10 protein-coding genes and 1 pseudogene are annotated in these 13,237 nt (G+C 69.5%); 8 read left to right on the top strand and 3 right to left on the bottom strand.

What is annotated here, in order from left to right; genetic code table 11:
* From gspD to pncB, 4 genes and pseudogenes are all read left to right on the top strand, one after another.
* Entirely contained in the window at positions 1-2,214 is a 2,214-nt protein-coding gene (gspD, locus tag FQY83_RS10585) for a type II secretion system secretin GspD (protein ID WP_146387785.1), read from the top strand.
* 23 nt (positions 2,215-2,237) lie between these two features.
* A pseudogene (locus tag FQY83_RS10580) lies at positions 2,238-3,065 on the top strand (glycosyltransferase); the annotation flags it as partial.
* Positions 3,066-3,145: 80 nt separating this feature from the next.
* Complete coding sequence (locus tag FQY83_RS10575; RefSeq protein ID WP_146387783.1) at positions 3,146-3,988, top strand: glycosyltransferase family 2 protein; 843 nt, start codon at positions 3,146-3,148, stop codon at positions 3,986-3,988.
* Between the two features lie 85 nt (positions 3,989-4,073).
* The gene (pncB, locus tag FQY83_RS10570; RefSeq protein ID WP_146387781.1) at positions 4,074-5,267 is read left to right on the top strand and encodes a nicotinate phosphoribosyltransferase; all 1,194 of its coding nucleotides are present in this window, start codon (positions 4,074-4,076) and stop codon (positions 5,265-5,267) included.
* Positions 5,268-5,549: 282 nt separating this feature from the next.
* Here the strand turns inward: pncB and pyrF are convergent, their stop codons facing one another.
* The 3 genes from pyrF to ettA all read right to left on the bottom strand — a co-directional run bounded on the left by pyrF (position 5,550) and on the right by ettA (position 8,932).
* Positions 5,550-6,365, bottom strand: a complete 816-nt coding sequence (gene pyrF, locus FQY83_RS10565) for an orotidine-5'-phosphate decarboxylase (protein ID WP_146387779.1) — start codon at positions 6,363-6,365, stop codon at positions 5,550-5,552.
* Between the two features lie 20 nt (positions 6,366-6,385).
* Positions 6,386-7,123, bottom strand: coding sequence for a type I methionyl aminopeptidase (map, locus tag FQY83_RS10560; RefSeq protein ID WP_146387777.1), 738 nt, complete (start codon positions 7,121-7,123; stop codon positions 6,386-6,388).
* A gap of 144 nt (positions 7,124-7,267) precedes the next feature.
* The gene (gene ettA / locus FQY83_RS10555; protein ID WP_146387775.1) at positions 7,268-8,932 is read right to left on the bottom strand and encodes an energy-dependent translational throttle protein EttA; all 1,665 of its coding nucleotides are present in this window, start codon (positions 8,930-8,932) and stop codon (positions 7,268-7,270) included.
* A 249-nt stretch (positions 8,933-9,181) separates the two neighbouring features.
* Between ettA and FQY83_RS10550 the strand changes: the two genes are divergently transcribed.
* The 4 genes from FQY83_RS10550 (at position 9,182) to ribD (ending at position 13,198) form a co-directional block, all read left to right on the top strand.
* The gene (locus FQY83_RS10550; protein WP_146387773.1) at positions 9,182-9,694 is read left to right on the top strand and encodes an RcnB family protein; all 513 of its coding nucleotides are present in this window, start codon (positions 9,182-9,184) and stop codon (positions 9,692-9,694) included.
* 198 nt (positions 9,695-9,892) lie between these two features.
* Positions 9,893-11,176 (top strand): serine hydroxymethyltransferase, encoded by a 1,284-nt coding sequence (gene glyA, locus FQY83_RS10545; RefSeq protein WP_146387771.1) that lies wholly within the window; start codon positions 9,893-9,895, stop codon positions 11,174-11,176.
* 143 nt (positions 11,177-11,319) lie between these two features.
* Positions 11,320-11,856: a transcriptional regulator NrdR gene (nrdR, locus tag FQY83_RS10540; protein WP_146387769.1), complete on the top strand. Its 537-nt coding sequence runs from the start codon at positions 11,320-11,322 to the stop codon at positions 11,854-11,856.
* A 247-nt stretch (positions 11,857-12,103) separates the two neighbouring features.
* Positions 12,104-13,198 carry a bifunctional diaminohydroxyphosphoribosylaminopyrimidine deaminase/5-amino-6-(5-phosphoribosylamino)uracil reductase RibD gene (gene ribD, locus FQY83_RS10535; RefSeq protein ID WP_146387767.1) on the top strand — a complete coding sequence of 365 codons (1,095 nt, stop codon included), beginning with the start codon at positions 12,104-12,106 and terminating at the stop codon, positions 13,196-13,198.
* The last annotated feature ends 39 nt before the right edge of the window (positions 13,199-13,237 follow it).

Here is a 13,237-nt window from a genome sequence, read left to right as displayed (position 1 = left end):
ATGACTCCACGATCCTTCTGCCGATCCGCCATCGCGGCGTTCCTGTCCATGGTGCTCGCGGCCTGCGCCTCGATGCCGCCGCCGACGCTCTCACGCGGCCAGCAGCGTCCGCCGGCGGCGGACGGCGCCGCGGCCGACGGCGTCCAGACCGAGACGCTGGAGGACACCGAGGGCCCGCGCGCGCAGATCCGCCGCGGCACCGGCCAGGTGATCAACCAGCGCGCCGCCACCGCGCCGCCGCCGAACCTGGGCGGCAGCACCGGCGAGGCCAGCTTCAACTTCGAGGGTGAGCCGCTGCATGCCGTGGTCAAGGCGATCCTCGGCGACATGCTCGGGCAGAACTACACCATCGCCCCGGGCGTGCAGGGCACGGTCACGCTGGCCACGCCGCGCACCGTCAGCCCGGCGCAGGCCTACGTGCTGCTCGAGCGTGCGCTGGCCGACAACAATGCGCGCATGGTCTACAGCGGCGGCATGTACCAGATCGTGCCGGCCGATGCGGCGCTGCCCTCGGGCACGGTCGCGCCGCGCACCGGTGGCGCGGCCGCCGCGCGCGGCTTCGAGGTGCGGGTGGTGCCGCTGCGCTACATCTCCGCGACCGAGATGGAGAAGGTGCTCAAGCCCTACGCGCGCCCCAACGCGATCGTCGCGGTCGACAACGGGCGCAACACCATCACGGTGTCCGGCTCGCGCGTGGAGCTGGAGAACTACCTGCGCACGATCGAGATCTTCGACGTCGACTGGCTGTCGGGCATGTCGGTGGGCGTGTTCCCGCTGCAGACCGGCAAGGCGACCCAGGTCGTCGCCGACCTCGAAAAGGTGTTCGGCGAGCAGAGCAAGTCGCCGGTCGCGGGCATGTTCCGGTTCCTGCCGCTGGAAGGCGCCAACGCGGTGCTGGTGATCACGCCGCAGGCCGAGTACCTCGACGACATCGGCGACTGGCTGGAGCGCATCGACAGCTCCGGCGCCGGCGCGCGGCTGTACTCGTACGAGCTGAAGTACATCAAGGCGCGCGACCTGGCCGAGCGCCTGGCCGAAGTCTTCGGCGGCGGCAGCGGGCGCAGCGGCAACGGCGAGAGCGGCGGTTCGCTGATGCCCGGCCTGAGCGGCGTCTCGATCGGCAGCGGCGCGGGTGGCCTCGGCAGCGACGGCAAGATCGACAGCGGCAGTTCGATCGATTCGATGGGCGGCAGCTCCGGCAGTTCGGGCAGCGGCGGTGGCCTGGGCAGCGGCTCGCTGTCGCTCAGCCAGGACCGCGGCGGCAGCTCCAGCGTGACGCTGGAGGTCGACGGCGATCGCGTCGGCGTGTCCGCGCTGGACGAGACCAACGCGCTGCTGGTGCGGACGACGCCGAGCGCGTGGAAATCGATCCGGGAAGTGGTCGAACGGCTCGACGTGATGCCGCTGCAGGTGCACATCGAGGCGCAGGTGGCGCAGGTGCAGCTGTCGGGGCAGCTCGAGTACGGCGTGCAGTGGTACATCGAGAACGGCGGCGTCGGCGTGCCAGGCGTGCCCGGGCTGGATCTGGGCGCCAATCCGCTCATCCCGCGAAGCTGGAGCACCTTCGGCGGCAGCGTGACCGGCAGCGGAGCGTCGTGGACCCTGTTCAAGAGCGACGCGGCCGCGATCATCAAGGCGCTCGACAACGTGTCCGACGTGCGCCTGCTGTCCACGCCGTCGCTGTTCGTGCGCAACAACGTCGAGGCCGAGCTCAACGTCGGCGACCGCATCCCGGTGTCGACCATCTCGGTCAATCCGATCCTCGGCAGCGACAACAGCCTGACCTCGGTGCAGTACCTCGAGACGGGCACCATCCTCAAGGTGCGCCCGCGGGTGACCCAGGACGGCACCGTGTTCCTCGAGATCGTGCAGGAAATCAGCGCGCCGGCCGGACAGCCCGACAACAACGGCAACTACCGCATCACCACGCGGCGCATGAAGACGGAGGCCGCGGCCCAGGACGGCGACACGATCATGCTCGCGGGCCTGATCACCGATGGCGTCGAGCGCGGGGCGGGCGGCATCCCCGGGCTGAGCCGGATCCCGGTACTGGGCGCGCTGTTCGGCACCCAGAACTCCAGAACCGAACGCAGCGAGACCATCGTGCTGATCACCGCGCGCATCGTCCGCAACAACGCCGATGCGCGCAGCCTCACCGACGAATACAGCCGCCGCTTCCGCGCGATGGAGCCGCTGCACCGGACGAAGGACTGACGCGCGCATGCGCAGGGCGGGGCATGGCTGAGCTCCCGATCGTGCTGCTGCCGGTCGGCGTCGACGACGACGCGCTCGATGCCTGCCTCGCCGCGCTCGATGCAGGCACGCCCGCCGGCGCGCGCGTGTGGCTCGCCGACGATGCGCAGGCCGGCCCGCGCGGGCTGGCGATCATCGAACGCTGGCTGGCGCGCACGTCGCTGCAGGCCGACTACACGCGCCGGCAGCGGCGCATCGGCGAAGTGGCGCACGTGGACGAGATGCTGACGGCCTGCGGCGACGCCGACGCGATCGTGCTGGCGCCGGACGCGGTGCCTGCGCCGGGCTGGGCGACGCAGCTTGCCGCCTGCTTCGCGCGCGACGCCTCGATCGCCAGCGCCACGCCGTGGTGCAACGCCGGCGAGGCGGCGGCGTGGCCGCGCATCGGCGAGATCGCGCCGATGCCCGACGACCCCGCCCGGCTCGCGCGCGCCTGCGCGGCGATGCCGCCGATCCATCCCGAACTCCCGGCCGCGGTCGCGCACGCGGTGATCCTGCGCGGCAGCGCGCGGCGCAAGGCGGGCGGACTCGATGCCGCGAGCTATGCCTCGTGGTATGCGGCGCTGATCGACCTGTCGCTGCGCCTGTCGGGCCTGGGCTGGCGCAACGTGCTGTGCGAGACCGCCTTCGTCGCGCGCGGCGGCGAGGGCGGACCGGCCGACGGCGACATGGACGCGCTGGCCGCGCGCTGGCCGACCTGGCACGCGCGGCTGGCGACGGTGCTGATGCAGGACCCGCTGCGCGAATCGCGCGAGCGGCTGGCGCAGCTGTACGCCGAGGTCGACGGGCCGCAGCGGCAGCACGACCTGTTCCCCGGGGCGGACCGCGCCGGCGGGGACAATGATGCGGAATCCGGCGACGGCGATGCGGCCGGGCACGCGGAGGACGTCTGATGCCGCGATCGCCCGGCATCGCCGCCATCGTCGTCAGCTACCAGAGCATCGATACCATCGACGACTGCCTGATGCGGCTGCGCGCCGCGCGGGACGTGGTCCAGGTGCGGATCGTCGACAACGGCTCCGTCGACGGCACGCTCGACGTGATCCAGCGGCATGCGGCCGCGGATCCGCGCCTGCACTTCATCGGCAATCCGGACAACCCCGGGTTCTCGTTCGCCTGCAACCAGGGTGCGCATGACAGCGACGCCGAGTGGATCGCCTTCGTCAATCCCGACTGCCTGATCGAGGCGGACGCGCTGTCGCGGCTGCTGGCGCATGCCGAACGGATCGACGGCGATTGCCTGCTGGGCGCGGACCTGGTCGACGAACACGGCGTGCGCGACGCCGCCGCGCGGCGGCGTGATCCTGCCTTCGCCGCGATGCTGCGCGATTCCACCTCGCGCGATCTCGCGATCCCGCCCGACGACACCCGCGCCCTGCAGCCGGTTGATGCCGTGTCCGGCGCGCTGATGCTGCTGCCGCGCGACCTGTTCGACCGCATCGGCGGATTCGACGCCGGCTACCGCCTGCACGCCGAGGACCTCGACCTGTGCCGGCGCGCGCGCGCGACCGGCGCGCAGGTGGCGGTCGCCAACGACGTGCGCGTGCTGCACCTGCGCGGGGTGTCGAGCCGCTCGCGGCCGCTGTTCGTGGAGTGGCACAAGCATCGCGGGCTGTGGCGCTATTTCCGCAAGTTCGAGGCGAAGGCGGTTTCCCGGCCGGCGCGGGCCGCGGTCTGGGCGGCGATCTGGCTGCGCTTCCCGCTCGCCGCGCTGCGGCAGTGGGCGAAGACATGAGGGACTGAGGTTCAACCTATCCGTCATCCCTCAGCCTATCCGTCATCCCGGCGAAAGCCGGGATGACGAATCCAAAGGAACAACGATGCCCGTGATCGAATCCCTGCTCGACACCGACCTGTACAAGTTCACGATGATGCAGGCGGTGCTGCACCAGCATCCGGGCGCGGAGGCCGAATACCGCTTCCGCTGCCGCACGCCGGGCGTCGACCTGGCACGGCACATCGATGCCATCGCAGCCGAGATCGACCGGCTGTGCACGCTGCGGCTGTCGGACGAAGAGCTCGACTACCTGCGCGGCCTGCGCTTCATGAAGTCCGACTTCGTGGATTTCCTCGCCCTGTTCCGGCTGCAGCGCAAGTACGTCTCGCTGCGGCCGTCGGCGTCCGTGCCCGGCGAGATCGAGCTGGAGGTGAAGGGACCGTGGCTGCACACGATCCTGTTCGAGGTGCCGCTGCTGGCGATCGTCAACGAGGTGCATTTTCGCGCGACGCACGGTGCGCCGGACGAGGCCGAAGGCCTGCGCCGCCTGCACGACAAGCTCGAACGCATCAACGACGCGGTCGGCTTTGATGACTGCCGGATCACCGATTTCGGCACGCGCCGGCGCTGGTCGCGCGCCTGGCACGAGGCGCTGATCCCGCGGCTCGCGGCGGGGCTGGGCGAGAAGTTCGCCGGCACCAGCAACGTCGACCTCGCCCGCCGCCACGGGCTGGTCGCGCAGGGCACGATGGCGCACGAATGGCTGCAGGCCTACCAGGCGCTGGGCCCGCGCCTGCGCGATTCGCAGGTGGCCGCGTTCGAGGGCTGGGCGCGCGAGTACCGCGGCGACCTTGGCATCGCGCTGACCGACGTGATCGGACTGGACGCGTTCGTGGCCGATTTCGACATGTACTTCTGCAAGCTGTTCGACGGCATGCGCCACGATTCCGGCGACCCGGTGGCCTGGGGCGAGCGCCTGATCGCGCACCTGGTCGCGAACAAGGTCGACCCGCGTGGCAAGGTGTTCGTGTTCAGCGACGGCCTCGACATCGACGAGGTGATGCGCCTGTACGCGCACTTCCGCGGGCGCTGCCTGATGTCGTTCGGCATCGGCACCAACCTCACCAACGACCTCGGCCCGGAGCCGCTGAGCATCGTGATGAAGATGGTCCGCTGCAACGGACAGCCGGTGGCCAAGCTCAGCGATTCGCCGGGGAAGACGATGTGCGACGACCCCGGCTATCTCGCCTACCTGCGGCAGGTGTTCGGCGTGGCGGAAGTGGTCGCGGGCGGATAGGCCATACTTGTTTCAGTCGCCCACGTTGTCGTCATCCCCGCGTTCGCGGGGATGACGGAATGCGGGCATGGGCACCGAAAATGCTTCAGGCGTGCCGTATCCGGCAAGGCCTGTCGTTCCGGGCGCAAATGTGTGTCATCCCGAGCGGAGCGAGGGATCTGCTTTTGTCGGGGAATCGAAGATCCCTCGCTGCGCTCGGGATGACAGTTCGACGCACTTCCGGGGATCGCGGCTGAAGCCGCTCCTGCAGGACCTCCGGCGTAGGAGCGGCTTCAGTCGCGATCAGCGACAGCGGTTGATCGCGTCACGCAGCTCCCGGGCCGCATCCGCGGCGGCTTCAGCATAGCCCGCGCCGGAGGAGGCGTAGAGGATCCCGCGCGAGGAGTTGATCATCAGCCCGGTGCCGTCTGCGGTGGCGCCGTTGCGCACCACGGCCTCGACGTCGCCGCCCTGCGCGCCGACGCCCGGGATCAGCAGCGGCATGTCGCCGACGATGCCGCGGATGACCTTCAGTTCCTCCGGAAACGTCGCGCCGACCACCAGCGCGCAGTTGCCGGCCGCGTTCCATTCGCCGGCGATGGTGCGCGCGATGTGCTGGTACAGCGGTTCGCCGCCGACGTCGAGCTCCTGGAAGTCGCGTGCGCCGGGGTTGGAGGTGTGGCAGAGGAAGATGCAGCCGCGGTCAAAGCGCTGCAGGAACGGATCGGCCGAATCGCGACCCATGTAGGGATTGAGCGTCACCGCGTCGGCGCCGAAGCGTTCGAAGGCCTCCGTCGCGTACTGCTCAGCGGTGCTGCCGATGTCGCCGCGCTTGGCGTCGAGGATCACCGGCACGTCGGGATGGCTGCCGTTGATATGCGCGATCAGCCGCTGCAGCGCGGCTTCGCCGCCGTTGTGCGCGGCGAAATAGGCGATCTGCGGCTTGAACGCGCAGGCGTACTGCGCGGTGGCATCGACGATGTCGCGGCAGAAGGAGAACAGTGCGTCATCGTCGTCGACGAAGGCGTCGGGGAACTTCGCCGGATCCGGGTCCAGGCCCACGCAGACCAGCGTGTCGGCGGAGTTCCAGCGGTTCCTCAGCGCTTGCATGAAGCCCATGTCCAACTCTCCCGTTGCGTTCAGGTCACCACGATCGGTTCGGCGGAGGTGACCACGACCGTATGCTCGAACTGGGCGGCGAAACCGCGCCGGCAGAACAGCGACCAGCCGTCGTCGGCTTCGTCGGCGCGGTTGCAGTGGGTGGCGAGGAAGGGCTCGACCGTGATCACCATGCCTTCGTGCAGGCGGCGCGTGTCGCGCGGCTCGTAGTGGCCCGGGATGTGCCCGGGGGCTTCGTGCAGCGCGCGGCCGACGCCGTGGCTGCCGAGGTTGCGGATCACGCGCAGGCCGCGGCGCGAGGCGGTCGATTCGATGGTCCTGCCGATGCCGTTGATCCGTTCGCCCGCGCGCAGCTGCGCGATGGCGGCGTCGCGCGCCTCGTGGGTGGCGTCGAGCAGCCGCTGCTGGCCGGGCGACGGCGTGCCGACGGTGAAGCTTGCACCGGTGTCGGCGAAATAGCCGTCGAGTTCCGCGGAGACGTCGATGTTCACCAGGTCGCCGTCGCGCAGGATGGCGTCGTCCGGGATGCCGTGCGCGACGACGCGGTTGAGGCTGATGCAGGTCGCGCCCGGGAATCCGTAGGTCAGCTGCGGCGCGGAGCGGGCGCCGGCCTTGCGCATCAGCTCGGCGCCAAACGCATCGAGATCGCGCGAACGCACCCCCGCGACCGCCGAGTCGCGCATCGACGACAGGACCGAGGCCACCAGCGCCCCGGCGCGGCGCAGGCCTTCGAGTTCGGAGGCGTGTTCGATGGTCATGGTGGCCTCATCGTATGGGCGAATACCGAGGTGATAACCGGGTTTCCCTGGCGAGATCCCTCCCCCGGATCAAGTCCGGGGTCGGGATGACGCAACGGCAGCCGCGCTTTGCGCGGGCCGTTGCCGAGGCAGGCAGTGCCTGCCTCACTTCAACGCCTTGAACCGCAGCCGCTTCGGACCGGCGTCGTCGCCCATGCGCCGCTTCTTGTCTTCCTCGTACTCGCGGTAGTTGCCCTGGAAGAACTCCACGTGGCTGTCGCCCTCGAAGGCGAGGATGTGGGTGGCGATGCGGTCCAGGAACCAGCGGTCGTGCGAGATCACGAAGGTGTTGCCGGGGAACTCCAGCAGCGCGTCTTCCAGCGCGCGCAGGGTCTCGATGTCGAGGTCGTTGGACGGTTCGTCGAGCAGCAGCACGTTGCCGCCCTGCAGCAGGGTCTTGGCCATGTGCAGGCGGCCGCGTTCGCCGCCCGACAGCGAGCCCACGCGCTTCTGCTGGTCCTGGCCCTTGAAGTTGAAGCGGCCGATGTAGGCGCGCGACTGGATCTCGATGCCGTTGATGTCGAGGATGTCGAGCCCGCCGGAGACTTCCTCGAACACCGTCTTGTCGCCCTCCAGCGCGTCGCGGCTCTGGTCGACGTAGGCCAGCTGCACGGTCGGGCCCATCTCGATGCTGCCCGAGTCGGGCTTCTCCTGCCCGGTGATCATCCTGAACAGGGTCGACTTGCCGGCGCCGTTGGGGCCGATGATGCCGACGATCGCGCCGGCGGGCACCACGAAGCTCAGGTCGTCGATCAGCAGGCGGTCGCCGAACTTCTTGCTGACGTTCTTGAACTCGATGACCTTCTGCCCCAGGCGCTCGCCCGGCGGGATGAAGATCTCGTTGGTTTCGTTGCGCTTCTGGTAGTCGACCGACTGCAGTTCGTCGAGCCGCGCCAGGCGCGCCTTGCCCTTGGAGCGGCCGCCCTTGGCGTTCTGGCGCGACCATTCCAGTTCCTTCTGGATCGCCTTCTGCCGCGCCTTCTCCTGGTTCTCTTCCTGCTTCAGGCGCTCGTCCTTCTGCACCAGCCACTCGGTGTAGTTGCCCTTCCACGGGATGCCGCGGCCGCGGTCGAGCTCGAGGATCCACTCGGCGGCGTTGTCGAGGAAGTAGCGGTCATGGGTCACGGCGACCACGGTGCCGGTATAGCGGGCCAGGAACTGCTCCAGCCATTCCACCGACTCGGCGTCGAGGTGGTTGGTGGGTTCGTCGAGCAGCAGCATGTCCGGCTTCTGCAGCAGCAGGCGGCACAGCGCCACGCGGCGCTTCTCGCCGCCGGAGAGCTTGCCGATCTTCGCGTCCCACGGCGGCAGGCGCAGCGCGTCGGCGGCGACTTCCAGCTGGTTCTCCAGCGTGTGCGCGTCGCCGGCGGCGAGGATCGCCTCCAGCCGCTCCTGCTCCTTGGCCAGGGCGTCGAAATCGGCGCCTTCCTCGGCGTAGGCGGCGTACACGGCGTCGAGCGCGGCCTGCGCCTGCAGCACCTCGCCCACGCCTTCCTCGACCGCTTCGCGCACGGTCTTGTCGGGGTCGAGCTGCGGCTCCTGCGGCAGGTAGCCGACCTTGATCCCGGCCTGCGGGCGGGCCTCGCCCTCGAAGTCCTGGTCGACGCCGGCCATGATCTTGAGCACGGTCGACTTGCCGGCGCCGTTCAGGCCCAGCAGGCCGATCTTGGCGCCGGGGAAGAAGCTCAGGGAGATGTCCTTGATGATCTGCCGCTTGGGCGGGACCACCTTGGACACGCGGTTCATGGTGTAGATGTACTGCGACGACATGGGGGCTCCGGGTTGCACGCGACCGAGACCCGCGCGGAGGGCGCGGACCGGCGGGGAAGGGTGGATCGGGATCCGCTGGATTATAGCGGTTCGTGCCCGCGCGGCCTCGCTGAGCAGTCGTTAAACACGCGTGAGCGCGGCCTCCCTGCAAACGGTTGCAGGGAGTCGCGATTCAGGCTCGCGGGTGGATAGTCGATCCCACGCCATCCCGGGGAGCGGGGGCGCAGACAGGATCCATCGGAGGACGCCATGAACCTGAAGCTGAAGTGGGGAACCGCCCTTGCGCTGGCGCTGGCAACCGTCGCCGCGCCCGTATTCGCCGACAATGACCGTCGCGGCCGCCAGGGTCATGGCCATCATCGCGACCATGAGCGCCGGGATGACCGCCGCGACCATCGCGAGGCGCGCCGGGACGATCGCCGCGATTACCGCCATGACCGCCGCCATGATCGGCGCGACCATCGCGACGGCAGGCGCGACTACGCCTACGGCCGCGCCTACCGCGCGCCGGTCCGGGTGGTGCACCACCGTCCGGTCGTCCGCCACTACCATCCGGCGCCGCGCTACGTCGCACCGCCGCGCTGGGCGCGGGGCGGCTATGTCCACCACTACCAGCGCCCGATCTACGTGGTGAACGACTATCGCGGCTACGGCCTGCGCCACCCGCCGCGCGGCTACCGCTGGATGCGCGACGACTATGGCGACTACCTGCTGGTCGCGATCGCCACCGGCCTGATCGCGGACCTGATCCTGCACCGCTGACCGGCAGTTGCGGGATCGACGGAAAGGCGCGCCCCGGGGGCGCGCCTTTTTTCGTGGTGCTGCGCCGCGCGCTGGTGGCCCCCACCCCAGCCCTCCCCCGCAGGCGGGGGAGGGCTGGGGTGGGGGCCAGCCGCCGCCCGTCGCCCCCCGAGGCCAGGCGGGTACAATCCCGGGCGTCCCCCTTTCCCCGGAGTGCCGATGTTTTCCCGCGATGCCCGTATCGAAGGCTACGACCCCGAACTCGCCGCGGCGATCGCGTCCGAGGTCCGCCGCCAGGAAGACCACGTCGAGCTGATCGCGTCGGAAAACTACTGCAGCCCCCGGGTGATGGAGGCGCAGGGCAGCCAGCTGACCAACAAGTACGCCGAAGGCTACCCGGGCAAGCGCTACTACGGCGGCTGCGAGTACGTGGACGTGGCCGAGCAGTTGGCCATCGATCGCCTGAAGCAGCTGTTCGGGGCGGGCTCCACGGAAGGAATGTACGCCAACGTGCAGCCGCATTCCGGCTCGCAGGCCAACCAGGCCGTCTACTTCGCCCTGCTGCAGCCGGGCGACACCATCCTCGGCATGTCGCTGGCCCACGGCGGCCACCTGACCCACGGCGCCAAGGTCAACGCCTCGGGCAAGCTGTTCAACGCCGTGCAGTACGGCGTGAACGACGACGGCCTGATCGACTACGACGAAGTCGAGAAGCTGGCGCTGGAGCACAGGCCGAAGATGGTCGTGGCCGGCTTCAGCGCGTACTCGCAGAAGATCGACTGGGCGCGCTTCCGCGCCATCGCCGACAAGGTCGGCGCGCTGCTGTTCGTCGACATGGCGCACGTGGCCGGCCTGGTCGCCGCCGGCGTGTACCCGAACCCGGTGCCGCACGCGCATGTGGTCACCTCGACCACCCACAAGACCCTGCGCGGCCCGCGCGGCGGCATCATCGTCGCCAGCGAACAGGGCGCGGGCGAGGCCTTCGCCGACATCACCAAGAAGCTGCAGAGCATCGTCTTCCCCGGCATCCAGGGCGGCCCGCTGATGCACGTCATCGCCGCCAAGGCGGTGGCGTTCAAGGAGGCGCTGGAGCCTGAATTCAAGGCCTACCAGGCGCAGGTGGTGAAGAACGCGCAGGCGATGGCGAAGACCATCATCGCGCGCGGCTACAAGATCGTCTCCGGCGGGACCGAGAACCACCTGATGCTGGTCGACATGATCGGCAAGCCGATCACCGGCAAGGCCGCCGAGGAAGCGCTGGGCAAGGCGCACATCACCGTGAACAAGAATGCGGTGCCCAACGACCCGCAGAAACCCTTCGTCACCTCCGGCCTGCGCATCGGCACCCCCGCGGTGACCACGCGCGGCTATGGCGAGGCCGACTGCGTCGCCCTGGCGAACTGGATCTGCGACGTGCTGGATGCCCCGGAAGACGAGGGCGTGCTGGCGACGGTGCGCGAGAACGTGACGAAGCAGTGCCGGGAGTTTCCGGTGTATGGCTGAAAAGCGGTGATTGGTAATTGGTGATCGGTGATTCGGTAAGGGCGAAAAGCGCCTTATCCGGATCAAGTTCCTGCATCACCAATTTCCAACTACCAACCATCAACCACAGACCACCAATCACGAATCACGAATCACTGCTCTTCATGCACTGCCCCTTCTGCCAGCATCAGGACACCAAGGTCATCGACTCGCGCGCGTCGGAAGACGGCGCGACGATCCGGCGTCGGCGCGAGTGCGAGGCCTGCGGCGAGCGTTTCAGCACGCTCGAGACCATCGAGCTGAAGTTGCCGGTGATCATCAAGGGTGACGGCCGGCGCGAGCCGTTCGACGCGCGCAAGCTGCGCATCAGCATGGACCGCGCGCTGCACAAGCGCCCGGTGTCCGAGGAGCAGATCGAGGCGGCGGTGCGCGCGGTGGTGCACCAGTTGCGGATGACGACCGAGCGCGAGATCCAGTCGCGCCGCGTCGGCGAATTCGTGATCGCCGAACTGCGCAAGCTCGACCACGTCGGCTTCGTGCGCTTCGCCTCGGTCTACCGCTCGTTCGAGGACATCACCGACTTCCGCGAGGAACTCGACCGGCTCGAACGCGACCTGCCGGGCGAAGGCCAGCTGCCGCTGCTCGGCGGCGGCGACGTGGTGCCGTTCGGGAAGCCGGCGGGGAAGGGCAAGAAGCGCTGATGCGGGCTGGGCGCTGGCGTCAGAAACGCGGTGGTCCCGGGAGTTTCCCGGTTCAGCGACCTGAAACCAGACCCTGTCATTCCGAGCGAAGCGAGGAATCTGCTTCCCGTCGACTCAAGGGCCACAGAAGCAGATTCCTCGCTTCGCTCGGAATGACATTCTCTATGGGCTTGCTTCCTGTGCAGGCTCGTTTCAGCGATTGCCGGCAGTTCGCAGCGGGTGGTGTCGCGATTGGAACGGAAATGACATGACGGATTTCAGCCCCACCGACCACGCCATGATGGCCCGCGCCCTGCGCCTGGCCGAATGCGGGGCGTACACCACCAAGCCCAATCCCATGGTCGGCTGCGTGATCGCGCGCGGCGACGAGGTGGTCGGCGAAGGCTGGCACCAGCGCAAGGGCGGGCCGCACGCGGAGGTGTTCGCGCTGCAGGCGGCGGGCGAGCGCGCGAAGGGCGCGACCGCCTACGTCACGCTGGAACCCTGCGCGCACGTCGGCAACACCGGACCCTGCGCGGACGCGCTGGTCGCCGCCGGCGTGTCGCGCGTGGTCGCGGCGATGCGCGATCCGTTTCCGAAAGTCGACGGCCGCGGCTTCGCCAGGCTGCGCGACGCCGGCATCGACGTCGGCGTCGGGCTGATGGAAGCGCAGGCGCGCACGCTCAACAACGGCTTCCTGTCGCGGATCGAGCGCGGGCGGCCGTGGGTGCGGGTCAAGCTGGCCTGCAGCCTCGACGGCCGCACCGCGATGGCGAGTGGCGATTCGAAGTGGATCAGCGGCGAAGCCTCGCGCGCCGACGTGATGCGCTGGCGCGCGCGCGCCGGGGCGATCCTGACCGGCGCCGGCACGGTGCTGGCCGACGATCCCTCGCTGACCGTGCGCTTCGACGAGCCGCGGGAATTCGTCGCGCCGCTGCGCGTGGTGCTCGATCCCGGGCTCGCCACCGTCGCGCGCGGCAAGGTGCGCGAGGGCGATGCGCCGACGCTGTACCTGCACGCGCCCGACGCCAAGCCGCCGCGCGAACTGGCCGCGGATCGCGCGGCGGTTCCGGTCAAGGGCGGAAAGTTCGACCTGCAGGCGGTGCTGGCCCTGCTCGCGCAGCGCGAGGTCAACGACGTGCACGTCGAGACCGGCGCGACGCTGGCCGGCGCGCTGCTCATGGCGGGCCTGGTCGACGAACTGCTGCTGTACGTGGCGCCGGTGGTGCTGGGCGACACCGCGCGCCCCCTGTTCGGCGGCCTCGGCTTCACCGAGATGGCGCAGCGGCTGCAGATGCGCATGGTCGAGACCCGCCGCATCGGCGACGACCTGCGGCTGCTGCTGCATCCGCGCACTGCATAGACGCATCGGAAGGCGACCTGTGTCGCAGGCCGTCGGCCT

This window comes from Luteimonas marina, from assembly GCF_007859325.1.
GTDB lineage: Bacteria > Pseudomonadota > Gammaproteobacteria > Xanthomonadales > Xanthomonadaceae > Luteimonas > Luteimonas marina.
The sequence above is the reverse complement of the archived record's forward strand: the minus strand, read 5'-3'. Positions and strand labels throughout refer to the sequence as shown.

Bases quoted from the DNA above. Each gene is read 5' to 3' on its own strand.
- glyA (WP_146387771.1), top strand. From the start codon at position 9,893: ATGTTTTCCCGCGATGCCCGTATCGAAGGCTACGACCCCGAACTCGCC.
- gspD (WP_146387785.1), top strand. From the start codon at position 1: ATGACTCCACGATCCTTCTGCCGATCCGCCATCGCGGCGTTCCTGTCC.
- pyrF (WP_146387779.1), bottom strand. From the start codon at position 6,365: ATGGGCTTCATGCAAGCGCTGAGGAACCGCTGGAACTCCGCCGACACG.
- ribD (WP_146387767.1), top strand. From the start codon at position 12,104: ATGACGGATTTCAGCCCCACCGACCACGCCATGATGGCCCGCGCCCTG.
- nrdR (WP_146387769.1), top strand. From the start codon at position 11,320: ATGCACTGCCCCTTCTGCCAGCATCAGGACACCAAGGTCATCGACTCG.
- FQY83_RS10550 (WP_146387773.1), top strand. From the start codon at position 9,182: ATGAACCTGAAGCTGAAGTGGGGAACCGCCCTTGCGCTGGCGCTGGCA.
- FQY83_RS10575 (WP_146387783.1), top strand. From the start codon at position 3,146: ATGCCGCGATCGCCCGGCATCGCCGCCATCGTCGTCAGCTACCAGAGC.
- map (WP_146387777.1), bottom strand. From the start codon at position 7,123: ATGACCATCGAACACGCCTCCGAACTCGAAGGCCTGCGCCGCGCCGGG.
- ettA (WP_146387775.1), bottom strand. From the start codon at position 8,932: ATGTCGTCGCAGTACATCTACACCATGAACCGCGTGTCCAAGGTGGTC.
- pncB (WP_146387781.1), top strand. From the start codon at position 4,074: ATGCCCGTGATCGAATCCCTGCTCGACACCGACCTGTACAAGTTCACG.